Origin of the sequence: Pseudomonas sp. NFACC51, from assembly GCF_900103575.1 — a bacterium.
GTDB lineage: Bacteria > Pseudomonadota > Gammaproteobacteria > Pseudomonadales > Pseudomonadaceae > Aquipseudomonas > Aquipseudomonas fluorescens_Q.
On record NZ_FMXH01000006.1, the window covers coordinates 192,480 to 210,102 of the forward strand.

Consider the following 17,623-nt stretch of genomic DNA (forward strand, 5'->3'; position numbering starts at 1 on the left):
ATGAGCGACATTCTTGCAGACAGCTTAGACGGTGTAGAACGCCGATCGCTGGCTGACTTCACCGAAAATGCCTACCTCAATTACTCCATGTACGTGATCATGGACCGTGCCTTGCCGCACATCGGCGATGGTTTGAAGCCGGTTCAGCGGCGGATCATCTATGCCATGAGTGAGCTGGGGCTGGATGCTGATTCCAAGCACAAGAAATCGGCGCGTACCGTCGGTGACGTGCTCGGTAAGTTCCACCCCCACGGCGACTCGGCCTGCTATGAAGCCATGGTGCTGATGGCCCAGCCATTCAGCTATCGCTACACCCTGGTGGATGGGCAGGGCAACTGGGGTGCGCCGGACGATCCCAAGTCTTTCGCGGCCATGCGTTACACCGAGGCGCGGCTGTCGCGCTATTCCGAGGTGCTGCTCAGCGAACTGGGCCAGGGCACCGCGGATTGGGGGCCGAATTTCGACGGCACCCTCGACGAACCCCTGGTTCTGCCAGCACGTTTGCCGAATATTCTCCTCAATGGCACCACCGGCATCGCCGTGGGCATGGCCACCGACGTGCCACCCCACAACCTGCGGGAAGTGGCCACGGCGTGCGTGCGTCTGCTGGACGAGCCGAAAGCCACGGTGGAACAGCTCTGCGAGCACATCCAGGGCCCGGACTACCCGACCGAAGCGGAAATCATCACCCCGCGCGCCGACCTGCTGAAAATCTACGAGACCGGCCGTGGTTCGGTGCGCATGCGCGCCGTGTATCACGTTGAAGACGGCGACATCATTGTCACGGCGCTGCCGCATCAGGTCTCCGGGGCCAAGGTCTTGGAACAGATTGCCGCGATGATGCAGGCAAAACCGTCGAAAGCGCCGCAAGTGGCTGACTTGCGCGACGAATCCGACCACGAAAACCCGTGCCGCATCGTGATCATTCCGGTCAACAGTCGAGTCGATCACGACGCGCTGATGCAGCACTTGTTCGCCAGCACCGACCTGGAGTCCAGCTACCGGGTCAACATCAACATCATCGGCCTGGACGGCAAGCCGCAGTTGAAAAACCTGCGGGCATTGCTGGTGGAGTGGCTGGAATTCCGGGTCAAGACCGTGCGCCGGCGCCTGCAATTCCGCCTGGACAAGGTCGAGCGTCGCCTGCACCTGTTGGACGGTTTGCTGATTGCCTACCTCAACCTGGATGAAGTGATCCACATTATCCGCACCGAGGAGCACCCCAAGGCCAGCCTGATCGAGCGTTTTGCCCTGAGCGAAATCCAGGCCGACTACATCCTCGACACTCGTCTGCGGCAGTTGGCGCGGTTGGAAGAGATGAAGCTGCGCGCCGAGCAGGATGAGTTGCTCAAGGAGCAGGCCAAGCTGCAAGCCCTGCTGGGCAGCGAAGCCAAGCTCAAGAAGCTGGTACGCACCGAACTGCTCAAGGACGCCGAAACCTACGGCGACGACCGTCGCTCACCAATCGTCGAGCGTGCCGAAGCCAAGGCGCTGAGCGAGCACGATCTTCTGCCGAACGAGAAAGTGACCGTCGTGCTGTCAGAAAAAGGTTGGGTGCGCTCCGCCAAAGGTCATGATATTGACGCGACGGGGCTTTCCTACAAGGCCGGGGACGGCTTCAAGGCCTTGGCGGCCGGGCGTTCCAACCAGTTTGCGGTATTCGTCGACTCCACCGGGCGCAGCTATTCGGTGCCAGCCCACACCCTGCCGTCGGCTCGTGGTCAGGGCGAACCGCTGACCGGTCGTTTAACGCCACCGCCGGGTGCAACTTTTGAATGCGTGCTGATGCCTGATGATGAAGGACTGTACGTAATTGCATCGGACGCGGGTTACGGGTTCGTGGTCAAGGGCGAGGATCTGCAAGCCAAGAACAAGGCGGGCAAGGCGTTGTTGAGCCTGCCGAACAACGCCAAGGTGATTGCGCCACGGCCGGTGGCCGATCGGGAGAGCAACTGGCTGGCGTCGGTCACTACCGAAGGCCGGTTGCTGGTGTTCAAGATCAGCGACCTGCCGCAGCTGGGGAAAGGCAAGGGCAACAAGATTATTGGTATTTCCGGCGAACGGGTCGCCAGCCGTGAGGAATATGTCACGGATATTGCAGTGTTGCCGGAAGGCGCCACGCTTGTGCTACAGGCAGGCAAGCGCACGCTTTCGTTGAAGGCTGACGATCTTGAGCATTACAAGGGTGAACGTGGTCGGCGGGGCAACAAGCTTCCAAGGGGATTTCAGCGAGTCGATGCGCTGCTCGTCGAAAACCTCAATTAGGCGTACTAGAGGGCTCGGTCTGCGATTAAATGCCGCAGATCGATACTTTCGCGCTGGAGTCGGCGCGCATATTCACGGATGATAGGCCCTTTCAAGCGCCGGCGTGGCCGAGCGTTCTTCATAATGACCGAGTATTTTTTCATTGTGGTAAGCCTTGTGGCTGCCACCTGGACGGAACGATGACTGCTCTGCGCCTCCCTATTTTGTGGCTCGCCGGCCTGCTTGGCCTGGCGGGCTGCAGCATGAACCAGCCGGTGTCGCTGTACCAACTGGACAGCGGAACCCCGGCCCAGCCTGCGCAAAGCACAGGCATGGCAGTATTGCTGGGGCCGGTCCTGATCGCCGACTACCTGCAACGTGAAACCTTATTGCAACGCCAACCGGACGGCAGCCTGCAGGCCGCCACTGACGGTCGTTGGGCTGGCAGCCTGTCTTCTGACATCGATCAGTTGCTGCTGCGCCAGGTCGCCGGGCATCTGGACAGCCAGCGTGTGGTGCTGGCACCCGCGACCCAAGGTTTCACCCCGGATGTACAGGTGCTGCTGTCGATTACCCGCCTGGACTCGGGTAAAGCCCAGCCGGCTGTGCTCGATGCCCAATGGCGATTGATCGACCGTCGTGGCAAGGTGCGTGAAAACCGCATCGTTCATCTGCAAGAGCAACATGCCGGCAGCACCGCGGCACAGGTCCAGGCCCAGGGCGTGCTCCTGCAACGCCTGGCCGAACAGCTGTCCGTGTCGCTCAAGCCCCTGGCCAACCAGCCACCTATTGCAGAAGTCCCACGCAAGGCCGCTCCTGCCCCGGCCAAGCCGGTAGAAAAGGACAAGGACAAGATCCCCATGGCCTTGCCGATTCGTACGGACATGGAAGTGTTCAGGTTCTGACGGTTGGACCGGATATACGACAAAGCCCGCATTGTTGCGGGCTTTGTCGTTTCTGCCGGTTGGATCCCTGGGGCCTGGGCCGGCCCTATCGCGAGCAAGCTCGCACACACTGGGTCTGAGGCTTGCAGACATCTCCCTGTGGGAGCGAGCCTGCTCGCGATGGCGGCGCTGAAGGCAACAGACAAGCCCGCAGACAGCCACTTTCTTCAGGCTCGCGTTCAGTGGTTTGGAATAGTTTTGGGGCCGCTTCGCGGCCCAGCGGGAGCAAGCTCCCTCGCCACAGGTTTTGCAGAGATCCACTGTGGGAGCTTGCTCGCGATGGCGACGCTGAAGGCAACAAAAAAGCCCGCAGACCATCACTCATCTGCGGGCTTCGTCATTTCACGTCCTGAGCGTCAGGCCTGGCGTTCATGCATCCGCGCCAACTGCCGCTCCAGCATCGATGGATAAGGCTCCATCAAGCGTTCCACGCAGCACGCGCCTTCGGGGCTGGCGATGGGGCGGATACGGGCGCGCTGGCGGATCAGGGCGTCATCGTTGATCTTGCGCTCCACCAGCAGCAGGTTGCGGCTGTGTTGCGACAGTGCCAGGGCGTCCTGGGCGGTTTCGGTCAGCAGCAGGTCGATCTGGCTCAGGCCAAACAAGCCATCGCCCAGGGTCAGGCCCAATTGCAGTTGCAGGGTGATGCCGCTGTCGGCGACTTCGATCTGCAACTGGTGGCCCAAGGCGCGCAGCAACTCACCGCAGCAAATGGCGTTGGTCAGGTAGTCGTCACCGCTGTCTTCGGTGTGAAACAGCATCAGCGTGCTGCCATCGTTCAGGGTGTGCAGTTCGCCCTGATAGAGCGATGCGGCCTGGTCGAGGCAGTCGCGGTAGCGCTCGAGCAATTCCTTCAGGCGTGCCTGGGGCAGGCGGCGCAGTTGGTCCTGGGCGCCCAGTTGCACGGCCAGTACGGCACTGTGTTGGGGCAGGTTCGAAGCCACAGGCTTGACGACCGACCGGGGCGCCCCATCGACCGACTCGTCACGCAGCTCGGCGAAGGCGTCGTCGTCTTCCTCGTCCTCTACCGTGCGTACCACGTGGCGTGGCGCCGGTTTGGAGGTCGGCATCGGCGGGCTTTCGTCGAAACCCGGGTCGCGCAGGTTACGCACTTCGAAGCCCGGCTCGGCCTCGTCGTCCATGTAGTCGATGTCTTCAGGTTCCGGCACGGGCTCAGGCTCCGGCGCGAAGCTGGCGTGCAGTTGCCGGGCCAGGTCGCCGATTTCGTCCTGGCGCTGGGTGGCCGGCGTGTGTTCGTCGATGTCCCGCAGCCAGACGCGCAATTGCAACAGCGGCGTGGAGATGTGCCGGCCCAGGCGCAGGCTCAGGGCCAAAGCCAGCGCCAGCAGGATCGCGCTGAGGATGCCCATGCTTTGCAGGCTGATGGTCATCGGCTGCTGGAACTGGTCCATGTCCAGGCTGATGCGCAGTTGCCCGGCGGTCACGTCCTGGAAGGTGATCTTGCTCTGGTACATGCCGCCGGACTCGCCCAGCAGGCCGGGCTTGGGACGCTGGCCGGCCTCGGCGAGGATGCGGTTGTCCACGCTGTAGATGGCGGCGTGGGCCACCAGCTTGTTCTTGGTCAGGTTGTTGAGCAGCACGTTGAGGCTGAGGATGTCGTTGGACACCAGCAGCTCGGTGGCGGACGTGGCGGTCTGGGTGGTCAGGCTTTCACCCAGGGCGTCGGCCTGCTCGTGCATCGCCTGCTTGAATTGCAAACCCATCACGCAGGCATAGATGACCAGGGCCAGGGCGACCAGGATCACGTTATGGCTGGCAATGCGCAATGCAATCGGCACACGACGGTGGCGCAGTGCACGGAAGATCAGCAGGAAGAAGTTGTCGGTTTTGACTGGCGTGGGCCGGTTCACTGAGCTCGGCTCTTTGTCCGTGAAATTGACGCGCAGTATAGCGACAGCCCCATGACCGGCAAAGCACTGGCGGTGCCCGATGGTCACTGAATGTGGGTAGAATGCGGTTTTTTTCCACCTGCGGGGGTGCGCCTTGCGCGAAATCGTCCTGATAAACATCACTGGCAGCGACCGTCCGGGTCTGACTGCGGCCATTACCGGCGTTCTGGCCCAGGGTGGTGTGAACATTCTCGACATCGGTCAGGCGGTGATCCACGACACACTGTCGTTCGGCATCCTGGTTGAAATCCCGGACGCCGAACAAGGCAAGTCGGTGCTCAAGGACATCCTGTTCACCGCCTACAAGCTCGACCAGCAGGTGCGCTTCACCCCGGTGTCCGAGGACGATTACCGGCATTGGGTGGCCGGCCAGGGCAAGAAACGCCACATCGTCACTTTGTTGACCCGCAAGGTTACCGCCGAGCAATTGCAGCGCGTCAGTTCGATCACCGCCAAATATGACCTGAACATCGATCACATCGACCGACTGTCCGGGCGCATGCCGCTGGATACCCCGGACGACAAAGGCAAGGGCTGCATCGAGTTTTCGGTGCGCGGCGAGCCAGCCGACCCCCAGGCGTTGCGAGCCGAGTTCCTCAGCGTGGCCCAGGAACTGAACGTCGACATCGCCTTCCAGGAAGATTCGCTGTTCCGCCGCAACCGCCGCCTGGCGGTGTTCGACATGGACTCGACGCTGATCGAAGCTGAAGTCATCGACGAACTGGCCAAGGCGGCCGGCGTGGGCGACAAGGTCTCAGCCATTACCGAGCGGGCCATGGCTGGCGAATTGGATTTTCGCGCCAGCTTCAAGGAGCGCCTGGCGCTGCTCAAGGGCCTGGACGTCAGCGTGCTGGATTCCATTGGCGCTTCCTTGCGCCTGACCGAAGGCGCAGAGACGCTGTTCGCCGAACTCAAGCGCCTGGGCTACAAGACCGCCATCCTGTCCGGCGGCTTCACCTACTTCGCCAAGCAGTTGCAGGCCAAGCTCGGCATCGACTACGTGTTCGCCAACGAACTGGAAGTGGTGGATGGCAAAGTGACCGGCGTGGCCGTCGAGCCGATCGTCGATGCCCAGCGCAAGGCGGACCTGCTGCGTGAACTGGCTGAAAAAGAAGGCCTGCGCCTGGAGCAGACCATTGCTGTGGGTGACGGCGCCAACGACTTGCCGATGCTGGCGATAGCGGGCTTGGGCGTGGCGTTCCGCGCCAAGCCGCTGGTCAAGCAGTCGGCCAGGCAGGCGATTTCCACCCTGGGGCTGGATGGGGTGTTGTACCTGTTGGGCTTCAGGGATCGGGATGGGCAGCTCTGAGCCATACCCCTTTGGGGAGTGAATACCCCTGTGGCGAGGGAGCTTGCTCCCGCTGGCCTGCGCAGCAGGCCCGATGCGGTCAACCTGACACACCTGGGTGTCAGGTTTTAGGGCCGCTTCGCGCCCCAGCGGGAGCAAGCTCCCTCGCCTCAGAGGGGGGGTGTTCGGCCTAGAGCGATTTCCACAACGAATCAAAATTCCCTTCCTGGTCGCCGCTATCCCCGGTTTCGGTTGAGTCTTCCGAGTGATAGGAAAACTGGTTGAAACTGTGGGTGCTGGTCACCCGGCGGTCCAAGCCGGCGCGGCGTTCCTGGCCGTTGGTATTGATCAACACCCGCTGGCCTTCCTGGAAGGGCAGGCGTGGGGCGATCATGGTCGGGGGCAGGTCAATGGCACTGATCTCTGGCAGCAACAACCCGCGCAGGTAGTGACCGTGCTCATTTTCTTCCCGGACCAGTTGCAGCCCGCAAGGCTGGGCATGTGGTGCCACCAGTTCGATGCCCATTTGCATGGCGCCGTTGCGCACTTGTCGGATCCAACGCACCACGGCAACGCTCCAGGCTTGGTCGCTGCTGTCCCGAATGCCGATCATTTCTCCCGCTTGCAGCTGTTCCGGTACTTCCTTGGGCCAGCCGAGGCAGTAGCCGCCGGGGCTGTGGTTGATGATCGGCAGGTCGTAGGTGGGGAAGTGATGCTGGTTGTCGGAGTGGCTGCCGTCATCATCGCTCGGGTTGACCGGGTACTCGATTTCTTCATAGGGCAGCAGGTCGCTGTCGCCGGCGGGGGCGGCGTCGAAGGCCTGGCCCCAGGTGTCGTTTGTCTTGCTTGATGAGGCTTCGAAGCGGGCCTTGCGGGTGGTGGGACTATTCAGTATTTCGTTGAAAGAGCGCTCGCCGCCGAGGTAATAGTGCAGCGCACTCATGCCCACGCACAGTGTCAGCGTGCCATTGCCCTCGGTGCGCTGGAAACTGCGTTCCGCTGCTTCGCCCCAGGCGGCTTGCAGGTGATGCAGGGTATCGACGCTCATGCCGCCCGGTACCGGCAGGCTTTGCTCGGCAGGTTCTTCCAGGTGCGTGGCGATTGCGCGCACCAGGGGCTGTGGGTCGAAGCCCTGCAAGGTTGGCTGTTGTTCGGCCCGGAACTTGGAGCGGTAGCGTGGCCCGACATCCAGTTGCGGAGCGACCGCAAACAGACTGGCAGTGCTGCTGGCGGGATCCAGCTTGACCCACTGGCTCCAGGCTTCGAGCACTTCGGTCAGCCGCCCGATCTGGCTCTGGCGCAACTGATTGCTGCGTGACGCTCCCAGCAACAGGGCAACGACATAGGTCTGTTCGGGGGTCAGTTGATGAACCTGACTGGCCAGTTCGTCACTCACGCTCAGGTGCTGCAACCGGTGCAGGCAGGCGATCCGATGCAACTGATGCAAATCGAGCCACAGCCCTTCAGGCACGGGGCTGTATAGCTGACTGGCACGCAGCAGCGGACCATTGAGGGCATGCATCGCCCGTTGTAGCGCGGTGCTCAGCAGGCGGGCTCGGTCCTTGGTGTATTTCGACGCGATACGCGCCACGACCTGTTTGTAGCCCATCGCCAGCTGGGTTTGCAGTGCCTGGCACAGGTTGACGATCTTGCGCGAGCGCTCATCCAGCACGATGGCCTGTTGCAGGAAGTGCCGCTCCAGGTGCTTGCAGACGTAATACACCTCGGGCCGCAGCAGCTCGAGCAGTTGCAGGCGATTGTCGCTGGGCGTGAGCAGTTGGTTGAGTTCGCCAAGGGCTTGGTACAAAAGGCGGGCTGTTTCGCCGATGTTGGCCTTGGGCAGGTTGGCGATCCAGCGCTTGAGGTCCCGTGGCGTAGCATCGCAGAACGACAGACGTGATTGTGTCGGGGTCAGGACGCGCAATAGCTGGAGAGGGCTGGTCTCATTCATGCCGTGTACGGGCTCCGGCGGGAAATAAACGTGATGTTTCCAACTCTAGCAGTTGTAGCCGAAGGAGGTGTGCTATCTATGCTGGATGCCCTGTGGGAGCGAGCTTGCTCGCGATGAGGCCAGGACAGTCGCCATTGAGGTGACTGTTATATCGCTATCGCGAGCAAGCTCGCTCCCACATGTGATCTTTACTCAGCCTTTGGGCAGCGCCAGGCCCTGGCCCATCTGCACTGGCGATCCGGCCACCAGGCCTTCGGCCCATGTCACCTGGTCCGGCCCGAACAGCACGATGGCCGTCGAACCCAGCTTGAAGCGGCCCAGTTCGGCGCCTTTTTCCAGATGAATCGGCGCGCGGGCGGCTTCGTCATAACGGAAGGTTTTCAGCTGGCGCTTGGGCGGCGTCACCAGCCCGGCCCAGACGGTTTCGATGGACGCCACGATCATCGCGCCCACCAGCACCACGGCCATCGGCCCACGTTCGGTGTCGAAAATGCACGCCACGCGTTCGTTGCGGGCGAACAGCTCCGGAACGTTTTCGGCGGTGGTCTGGTTGACCGAGAAAATCCGCCCAGGGATGTAGACCATCTCCCGCAGGGTGCCGGCCAGTGGCATGTGCACGCGGTGATAGTCCTTGGGGGACAGGTAGATAGTGGCGAAATCGCCGCCCATGAACGGCGCCGCGTTGGCCGCATCACCGCCCAGCAGTTCCAGCACGCTGAAGCTGTGGCCCTTGGCCTGGAAGACCCGGCCGTGCTCGATCGGGCCGAGCTGGCTGACGGCACCGTCGGCGGGGCTGAGGATCGCACCTGGGGTGTCGTCCAGCGGGCGTGCACCGTCTTTCAGGGCGCGGGTGAAGAAGGCGTTGAAGTGCTCGTAGGCAGTCAGGTCTTCCACCAGTGCCTGGGACATGTCCACTTGGTAGCGCTTGGCAAACCAAGCGGTGAAGGCGTTCTTGAACCAGCGCACGCGGCATTCGGCAATGCAGCCGGCCAGCCGTGACAACAGGTGGTGGGGCAGCAGGTACTGAGTGAGGATGAACAAACGGTTTTTCATTAATTGTCCTTAAGAACCTTCAAAGCTCGATGGGTGTGTCGGGGTGGTTGCCCCATTCGCCCCAGGAACCGGCATAGCCTTTGACCCGTGGATAACCGAGCGCCTTGGCCACCAGGTAGGTGAAGCCGGAGCGGTGGTGAGTCTGGCAGTGGGTGATGATTTCCTTGTCGGGCGTGATGCCCAATTGTTCGAGAATTTGCGGCATGTCCTTGCGAATGCGCAGGTTGCGCGCTTGGTCCATGCCGGCTGTCCATTCGAAATTGACCGCGCCGGGAATGTGCCCGCCTCGGGCTGCGACTACTTTTTCGCCCGAATACTCCAGCGGGCCGCGAGCGTCCCAGATCGCCAGGTCGGCAGCACCGAGACGGCTTTGCAGGTACTCACGGGTGGCGGTGGGCGCTTCGTGCAGTGTCAGGCTGACCGGGCCTGCGACGGGCGCAGGCACTTCGACGGACACCGGCAGGCCTTCGTCCAGCCACGACAGCAAGCCGCCGTCGAGGTAGTGATAGTTGGAGTGACCGATCACGTCCAGCAACCAGATAAACCGCCCGGCCCAGCCGCCGCCTTCATCGTCATAGACCACGTAGACCGCATCCGGGTGATGCCCGAGTTCGCCGAACAGGGCTTCGAGGTCGGCTTTGGCCGGCAGCAGGCCTGGCGCCGGCGGTTGACCCAGCTGGGTACGCTTGGGGTCGACGAAGCGTGCGCCAGGGATATGGCCGGTGCTGTAGCGGGCGGCGCTGGTCAGGTCCACCAGAATCAGTTCGCGGGCGTCGAGGCGCGGCAGCAGCTCGTTCGGCTCGATCACCAACGGCAAGCCAGAGAAGTCAGGCATGTGAGGTCTCCAGGGGCGCAAAGGGAAAAGATTGTAGCAAGTTCAGCGGCCGCGGTTGGTAAAGGTATGCAGGGCCCTTTCGATGCATTGCACGGTTTTGCCGAAGGCTTGTACGGTCACGTCCGAGAACGGCCCGCCGCCCTGGTCCACCACCACCAGCATGATCACCCGGCCATTGCAGGTCAGCGAGCGCAGCAGCAGGTGCTCCCCGCGGAACAGGCTGCGCAGGCCCGGTGGCAGCAGCGCCGAAAACTGCGCGTTGTTGTCCGGGTTCAGGCGAACCTGGGCCTGCTGAGCCAGCAATCGTTGCACTATTTTGCTCTGGCTGATGGTAAAGCTCATGGCCGCGGCTTCTTTGGGCAGGCCGGCGGTCTGGTGTACGCGCACACTGGTCTGGTTGCGGTCGGCCATCAGGATCATCACCCGGCGCATGCCACAGGCCACCAACACGTCCCGTGCCGAGGTGGTCAGGTGCATGGCATTGCTGAAGGGGCTCGGTTCCACCAGCAGCGCGGAGCATTGCTTGCGCCACTGGCTCAGGTCCTCGGCGCTGGGTGGTGGGGGCGCTAGCAAACCGGGGTGGATGCGACGGCTGCCCCAGGGCCAGAGCAACGCCACGGCCGGATGCCAGAGGTCTGGCATGGCGTCATGACGGGCGCTGGTGACGGCTTGTTGGTGCAGCTGTTGCTGGACCTCATCCATCGGCATCTGCAGGTACAAACTGGTGAGGTATTGCCAGCGGGCACTGTGGGGGCCGTCCCAGGCCTGTTGCGCTGAAAGTGCCAGACCGTTGGCCAGCAACACGGTATTGGCCGGTTGATTGAGCCAGCGCCGCAGGGTTGGGTCGTCGTCCAGGCGATTCTGCTGGCGCAGCGGGTGCTCGCTGTCCCGGGCGATGCGCAGAACCTGCACCAGCTCGCGGCGTTCATTGAGCAGCAGGCGATAACCTTGTATCACCCAGATCGGCAAGCGCCAGGCCTCCACCAGCGCCAGGCAGATTTTCAGCAGGCTGACGCCGAACAATTCACGCTCTACCTTGCGCGCGGGCTCGCGTTTGTGGACGACCCGCAATTCCCACTCCCCCAGCAATCGCGGGTGAGTCAAGGCCAATGGCCAGAGCGGCGAGAGAAACAGCAGGCTGCCCCAGTGAATGTCCTGCCACAGCCGCGCCAGGCGGCTGGCAAAAAAGCCATTGGCCTGTTGCGTGGCGTGTTGGCTGATCAATTGCAGCTGGCGCAAGGCGATGGGGATTTCGTGCCCTGGCAACGACGGCAAGCGAGCGAGCAGTTCTTCGGTACGCTTGAGGCCGAGGCGGTTGATGGCCACTTCGAGATTTTCCGCAGGTTCGGCAAGGCTGCCATGGGTGTGATAGTTGGCCTCGCGGATGACGCTCAGGGCCAGGGCGGGGCTGTCCTGCATCAATTCGGCGATGTCACGTAACGAGCGGCGACTGTCGGCAATGGCCTTGCAGACCAGGTCATGGCTGGCCTGGGGCACCGGCAGGTGCACGCCATCGAGCAGCTTGACCCAGCCTTCGAGGGTGGTCGGTCGTGGAGTTGGAACCTTCGTTTCGTTAGCCATGGTTGGACGTGATCATCGCAAAGGGTATCTACGCCCGGAACGGGGCAAAATTGGCTTTTCGCCGGAACTGACTATAGTCTGGCGCAGTTTTGCCGATAAGTAGAAGAAGAGATTTTTCAGCTTCCGAATATGACCTTGAACCCGACTTAAATAAGTACTTTCTATCTATGGCTAAAATTATCGGCATCATTGTCGTGTTCGCGAGCGTACTCGGCGGATACGTGCTCTCCCATGGCAAGATTGCGGCCCTGGTCCAACCCTTCGAGGTGTTGATCATCGGTGGCGCCGCCCTCGGTGCATTTCTGCAGGCCAACCCTGGCTATATGACGATGCACGTGCTCAAGAAATCCCTGGGCATGTTCAGTTCGCGCTTTAGCCACACCTTCTACCTCGAGGTGCTGGGGCTGATCTACGAGATCCTCAACAAGAGCCGCCGCGAAGGCATGATGGCGATCGAAGGCGACATCGAAGACGCCGCCGCCAGCCCGATTTTCGCCAAGTACCCGGCTGTGCTCAAGGACGCCCGCATGACGGCGTTCATCTGCGATTACCTGCGCATCATGTCGTCCGGCAACATGGCGCCCCATGAGCTCGAAGGCCTGTTCGACATGGAGCTGTACAGCCTCAAGGAAGACCTGGAGCACCCCTCCCACGCGGTCAACGGCATCGCCGACGGTATGCCTGGCTTCGGTATCGTCGCGGCGGTATTAGGGATTGTGGTGACCATGGCGTCCCTGGGCGATGGCGACCAGAAATCCATCGGCCTGCACGTGGGTGCGGCACTGGTGGGTACCTTCTTCGGTATTTTGGCCGCGTACGGTTTCTTCGGTCCGCTGGCCCATTCCCTGGCCCATGATGCCAAGGAAGAGCTCAACGTCTATGAAGCCATCAAGGCGTCCCTGGTGGCTTCGGCCTCGGGCATGCCGCCATCGTTGGCGGTGGAGTTCGGTCGCAAGGTCCTGTACCCGGCGCACCGTCCAAGCTTCGCCGAGCTGGAACAAGCGGTTCGCGGTCGCTAAATCATGGAAAATAACCAGCCGATCATCGTCAAGCGCGTCAAGCGCATCGCCGGCGGGCACCATGGCGGTGCTTGGAAAATTGCCTTCGCCGACTTCGCAACGGCGATGATGGCGTTCTTTCTGGTGCTGTGGTTGCTGTCCACGGCGACCCCGGAACAGAAGATCGCCATCGCCGGTTACTTCAAGGACCCGGTCGGCTTTTCCGAAAGCGGCACGCCCTACATCATCGACCTGGGCGGTTCACCGACCCTGGCCCCGGAAAACACACTCAACCCCGAGGTCAAGTCCCAGCCCCAGCCTGACAAGGTGACGGTGGACTCCGAGCAGGTCGAAGGGATGGCCGAGCAGATCGAGCGCGAACGCCTGGAGTTGTTGCTGCAAGAGTTGCAGAACAAGGTCGAAGAGAACCCGCAACTGCAGAAATTCAAGGACCAGATCCTGTTCGAAATCACGCCGAACGGCTTGCGCATCCAGATCATGGACGCCGAGAACCGGCCGATGTTCGATTCCGGCAGCGCGCGCCTGAAGCCTTATTTCGAAGACATTTTGCTGGCCATGGCCGACACCATCAAAGCGGTGCCGAACAAAATCAGCATCAGCGGTCATACCGATGCCAAGCCCTACGTTGGCAAAGGAGACTTCGGTAACTGGGAGCTTTCCGCCAACCGCGCCAACGCGGCCCGTCGCGCCTTGGTGGCCGGCAGTTATCCGGACGAGCAGGTGGCGCGGGTGGTCGGTTATGCGTCCTCGGCGTTGTTCGATCGCAAGGACCCGTTCAACCCGGTCAACCGACGTATCGATATCGTGGTGTTGACCAAGAAGGCCCAGCAAGCCATCGAAGGTTCGCAAACCGACGATCCGCCGCTGGATCCGGCCCAGGGGCAGGGCGCACCGGGTGAAGCACCGACGACGCCTGGCGCGGCGGCTGATCCGAACGCCTTGCCGGCGGACCAGCAACCCGTGCCGGCCCATGAGCTGCGCGAGCGTCTGAACCTGTTCGACGACGCTGCGCCGAAACCGGCCGAGCCGCCGGCGCAGTGATCCATAAAAAAGCCGACATCATTGTCGGCTTTTTTATGAGGCGCTGTTCACCTGAGGCGTGCTTGCCTTTGTGGCGAGGGAGCAAGCTCCCTCGCCACAATGGTGTCCGGCTCACATTCCGGGTCAGTAACTGCTATCCGGCAAGCTGGCGATGATCGAGCGGTAGCTATTCATCCGTTGCTGATGCACGCGACCTTCTTCCAGCGCCTTGAGCAGCGCGCAACCAGGTTCGCGGTCGTGCTTGCAGTCGCGGAAGCGGCAGGTGCCGATCAGGTCATTGAATTCGATGAACCCGGCCTCGACATCGGCCCGGCTGACGTGGCCCAGGCCGAATTCACGTATGCCCGGCGAGTCGATCAATTCACCGCCGCCGGGGAAGTGGAACAACCGCGCGGTGGTGGTGGTGTGGGTGCCCTGGCCGGACAGCTCGGACAGCGGCCCGACGCGAGTCTCGACGTCTGGCAGCAGGCTGTTGACCAGCGATGACTTGCCCACGCCAGACTGGCCGACGAACACACTGATGCGCCCATCCAGTTGCTGTTGCAATTGCTCCATGCCGTTGCCGTGATGGGCCGAGACTTCCAGCACCGGATAACCCAAATCCCGATAGACCGACAGCAGGGCGTTCAGCGCCGGGGCGTTGTGCTCGTCGATCAGGTCGAATTTGTTGAGCAGCAACAACGGGCGGATGCCGGCGTGTTCGGCGGCCACCAGATAACGGTCGATCAGGTTGGCGTGGGGCTCGGGCAGGGGCGCGAACACAATGACGATCATGTCGACGTTGGCCGCTACCGGCTTGAGCTGACCACGGCTGTCCGGACGGCACAGCTCGGTGTGGCGTGGCAATTGCGCCACGATCACACCGATGCCCTGGTTGCCGGCACGCCAGACGACTTGGTCGCCCGTGACCAGGGCCGGCAGGTTGGCGCGCAAGTGACAACGGAACACTTGGCCGGCCAGCTCGCCTTCCCGGGCCTCGACCTCGACCTGCACACCGAAGTGGGCGATCACCAGGCCGGTCTGTTCCGGGCCCAGGTCGCCACCTTCCAAGGCTTCGACAGCACTGGACTCGCGTTTGGCGGCGCGGGCGGCGCGCTCGCCCTGGATCTTTTCGATGCGCCAGTTCTGACGACGATTGAGTTGGCGTTTGGCCATGGGTGTTCCGTATGAAGAAATGCAGCGAATAGGGTAAAACGGCCGCGAGTTTAGCACGCCCAAGGGCCGGCCTAAGCTAAACTGCGTGGCTACGCCGAGGAGCTTCCCTATGCAAAACCCGCAGAACCTGATCTGGATCGACCTGGAAATGACCGGTCTGAACCCGGACACCGACGTCATCATCGAAATGGCCACCATCGTCACCGACAGCGACCTCAACACCCTGGCCGAAGGCCCGGTGATCGCGATCCACCACAGCGACGAGATCCTGGCCGGCATGGATGAATGGAACACCCGCCAGCACGGCGGCTCGGGCCTGACCCAGCGGGTACGCGAGAGCAAGATCAGCATGGCTGAGGCCGAAGCCCAGACTATCGCCTTCCTGGAGCAGTGGGTGCCCAAGGGCAAGTCGCCGATCTGCGGCAACAGCATCTGCCAGGACCGTCGCTTCCTTTATACCCACATGAAATCCCTGGAAAGCTACTTCCACTACCGCAACCTGGACGTCTCCACCCTCAAGGAACTGGCCGCCCGCTGGGCACCAGAAGTGCGTGACAGCTTCCAGAAGGGCGGCAGCCACCTGGCCCTGGACGACATCCGCGAGTCCATCGCCGAGTTGCAGCATTACCGCAAGCATTTCATCAAGTTCTAACCGGCACCCGGCGACCGGCGAGATTGCTTTTGTGGCGAGGGAGCTTGCTCCCGCTGGCCTGCGCAGCAGGCCCCAACCGTCCTTCAGGTAGACCGCATTGTCCGGTTTGCGACTGCTGCGCAGCCGAGCGGGAGCAAGCTCCCTCGCCACAGGGATCGGTTTGGACCAGAGGCGGCATGTTTAGGTGGAAGTCGTTGCCTTGCCCTCTTTTGGTGCCTGCCCGAAATGGCTAGACTGCGCGCCTTCCTGCAAGGACCGCCACCATGTTGCTGATGCTTTATCTGATCGCCATCACCGCCGAAGCCATGACCGGCGCCTTGTCTGCCGGGCGCCGCGGCATGGACTGGTTCGGCGTGGTGCTGATCGCCTGTGTCACGGCGCTGGGTGGCGGTTCGGTGCGTGACGTGCTGCTCGGTCATTACCCGCTCACCTGGGTCAAACACCCGGAATACCTGGTGCTGACCACCGCGGCGGCGATGCTGACGGTGTTCCTGGCGCGCTGGATGCGCCACCTGCGTTCATTGTTCCTGGTGCTCGACGCCGCGGGGCTGGTGGCGTTCACCCTGATCGGCTGCATGACGGCCCTGGAAATGGGCCATGGCATGCTGGTGGCGTCGGTCAGCGGAGTGATCACTGGGGTGTTCGGCGGTATTTTGCGGGACATTTTCTGCAACGATATTCCGCTGATCTTCCGTCGCGAGCTCTATGCCAGCGTTTCATTTGCCGCGGCGTGGTGCTATCTGCTGTGCGTCTTCCTGCAACTGCCGAGTGAACAGGCGATCCTCATTACCTTGTTCGGTGGTTTCCTGCTGCGGCTCCTGGCGATTCGTTTTCACTGGGAAATGCCGAAGTTCGTCTACAACGACGAGGTTTGACGCTCGGCATGTTGCCGTAACGCCCACTCCACATGCTCGCGCACCAACTCCGACGGGTAGTCGCGCCGCGCCTGCAGCGCTTGCAGCACGGGAATCGTTGACGGCGCATTACCCAGGCCCACTGCCAGGTTGCGCAGCCAGCGCTCGTACCCGGCGCGGCGCAGCGGCGAGCCTTCGGTGCTGCTCAGGAACGTTGCCTCGTCCCACATGAACAACTCGGCCAGCCCGGCATTGTCCAGGTTGTGCCGCGGCTTGAAGTCGCTTTCCCCGGACGGCCGGGCGAAGCGGTTCCAGGGACAGACGATCTGGCAGTCATCGCAGCCGAACACCCGGTTGCCGATCAACGGCCGCAGTTCCTCGGGGATGGCGCTTTTCAGCTCGATGGTCAGGTAGGAAATGCAGCGGCGGGCATCGAGCACGTAGGGCCCGACGAAGGCATTCGTAGGGCAGATGTCCAGGCACGCGGTGCATTTCCCGCAATGTTCGCTGGCATGGGGCGGGTCCACCGGCAGCGGCAGGTCGACAAACAGCTCGCTCAGGAAGAAATAGCTTCCGGCCTTGCGGTTCAACACCAAGGTGTTTTTACCGATCCAGCCCAGGCCGGCCTGTTCGGCGATGGCTTTTTCCAGGACTGGAGCACTGTCGACGAAGGCGCGATAACCGAAGGGGCCGATCACCGCCTGAATTTTTTCTGCCAGTTGCTGCACACGTTTACGGATCAATTTGTGGTAATCGCGGCCCAATGCATAACGCGAGACGTAGGCTTTCTCCGGTTGGCCGAGCATCTGCGCCATGTGCGTGTCGCCCGGCAGGTAGTCCATGCGCAGGGAAACCACCCGTAGCGTACCCGGCACCAGTTCCTCGGGGTGCGAGCGTTTGCTGCCGTGGGCGCCCATGTAGTCCATTTCGCCGTGGTACCCGGCATCGAGCCAGCGTTGCAGGTGTTGCTCATGCTCGGCAAGGTCCAGGCCGCTGATGCCGACCTGCTGGAAGCCCAGCTCGCGGCCCCACTCCTTGATGGATTGGGCGAGGGCGGGGAGGTCTGTGGGAATGGCAGGCATGAGGCGAGAGAAAC

Annotated in this window: 14 protein-coding genes; 7 read left to right on the forward strand and 7 right to left on the reverse strand. The window is 62.2% G+C overall.

The window, feature by feature from the left end:
• The gene (gene parC / locus BLT00_RS14345) at nucleotides 1-2,265 is read left to right on the forward strand and encodes a DNA topoisomerase IV subunit A (RefSeq protein WP_072340109.1); all 2,265 of its coding nucleotides are present in this window, start codon (nucleotides 1-3) and stop codon (nucleotides 2,263-2,265) included.
• Between the two features lie 179 nt (nucleotides 2,266-2,444).
• Entirely contained in the window at nucleotides 2,445-3,149 is a 705-nt protein-coding gene (locus BLT00_RS14350) for a PqiC family protein (RefSeq protein WP_063323197.1), read from the forward strand.
• Nucleotides 3,150-3,544: 395 nt separating this feature from the next.
• Here BLT00_RS14350 and BLT00_RS14355 read toward each other — a convergent pair whose 3' ends face one another.
• Nucleotides 3,545-5,059, reverse strand: coding sequence for an AhpA/YtjB family protein (locus BLT00_RS14355; RefSeq protein ID WP_063323196.1), 1,515 nt, complete (start codon nucleotides 5,057-5,059; stop codon nucleotides 3,545-3,547).
• Between the two features lie 133 nt (nucleotides 5,060-5,192).
• Here BLT00_RS14355 and serB point away from each other — a divergent pair, with 133 nt between their 5' ends.
• The gene (gene serB, locus BLT00_RS14360; RefSeq protein WP_003197189.1) at nucleotides 5,193-6,407 is read left to right on the forward strand and encodes a phosphoserine phosphatase SerB; all 1,215 of its coding nucleotides are present in this window, start codon (nucleotides 5,193-5,195) and stop codon (nucleotides 6,405-6,407) included.
• 169 nt (nucleotides 6,408-6,576) lie between these two features.
• Here the strand turns inward: serB and BLT00_RS14365 are convergent, their stop codons facing one another.
• The 4 genes from BLT00_RS14365 to BLT00_RS14380 form a co-directional block, all read right to left on the reverse strand.
• A complete protein-coding gene (locus BLT00_RS14365; protein ID WP_092150869.1) occupies nucleotides 6,577-8,337 on the reverse strand; it encodes a molecular chaperone in 1,761 nt (586 codons plus the stop codon).
• Nucleotides 8,338-8,529: 192 nt separating this feature from the next.
• Complete coding sequence (asd, locus tag BLT00_RS14370; protein WP_092150871.1) at nucleotides 8,530-9,390, reverse strand: archaetidylserine decarboxylase; 861 nt, start codon at nucleotides 9,388-9,390, stop codon at nucleotides 8,530-8,532.
• Between the two features lie 19 nt (nucleotides 9,391-9,409).
• A complete protein-coding gene (locus BLT00_RS14375; protein ID WP_092150874.1) occupies nucleotides 9,410-10,225 on the reverse strand; it encodes a rhodanese-like domain-containing protein in 816 nt (271 codons plus the stop codon).
• Between the two features lie 42 nt (nucleotides 10,226-10,267).
• Entirely contained in the window at nucleotides 10,268-11,806 is a 1,539-nt protein-coding gene (locus tag BLT00_RS14380) for an HDOD domain-containing protein (RefSeq protein ID WP_092150876.1), read from the reverse strand.
• A 167-nt stretch (nucleotides 11,807-11,973) separates the two neighbouring features.
• On the opposite strand from BLT00_RS14380, the gene motA reads away from it, so the two are divergent.
• Both motA and motB read left to right on the forward strand, forming a co-directional pair.
• Nucleotides 11,974-12,825, forward strand: a complete 852-nt coding sequence (motA, locus tag BLT00_RS14385) for a flagellar motor stator protein MotA (RefSeq protein ID WP_063323191.1) — start codon at nucleotides 11,974-11,976, stop codon at nucleotides 12,823-12,825.
• Between the two features lie 3 nt (nucleotides 12,826-12,828).
• Nucleotides 12,829-13,866, forward strand: a complete 1,038-nt coding sequence (motB, locus tag BLT00_RS14390) for a flagellar motor protein MotB (RefSeq protein WP_092150879.1) — start codon at nucleotides 12,829-12,831, stop codon at nucleotides 13,864-13,866.
• 123 nt (nucleotides 13,867-13,989) lie between these two features.
• Here the strand turns inward: motB and rsgA are convergent, their stop codons facing one another.
• Complete coding sequence (gene rsgA, locus BLT00_RS14395; RefSeq protein ID WP_072340125.1) at nucleotides 13,990-15,021, reverse strand: small ribosomal subunit biogenesis GTPase RsgA; 1,032 nt, start codon at nucleotides 15,019-15,021, stop codon at nucleotides 13,990-13,992.
• 109 nt (nucleotides 15,022-15,130) lie between these two features.
• Between rsgA and orn the strand changes: the two genes are divergently transcribed.
• Nucleotides 15,131-15,673, forward strand: coding sequence for an oligoribonuclease (gene orn / locus BLT00_RS14400; RefSeq protein WP_024780809.1), 543 nt, complete (start codon nucleotides 15,131-15,133; stop codon nucleotides 15,671-15,673).
• Nucleotides 15,674-15,936: 263 nt separating this feature from the next.
• Nucleotides 15,937-16,548, forward strand: coding sequence for a trimeric intracellular cation channel family protein (locus tag BLT00_RS14405; protein ID WP_057448254.1), 612 nt, complete (start codon nucleotides 15,937-15,939; stop codon nucleotides 16,546-16,548).
• Here BLT00_RS14405 and queG read toward each other — a convergent pair.
• A complete protein-coding gene (gene queG, locus BLT00_RS14410) occupies nucleotides 16,530-17,609 on the reverse strand; it encodes a tRNA epoxyqueuosine(34) reductase QueG (protein WP_092150882.1) in 1,080 nt (359 codons plus the stop codon). The two genes, BLT00_RS14405 and queG, sit on opposite strands and share 19 nt — an antisense overlap.
• Between the last annotated feature and the right edge of the window lie 14 nt (nucleotides 17,610-17,623).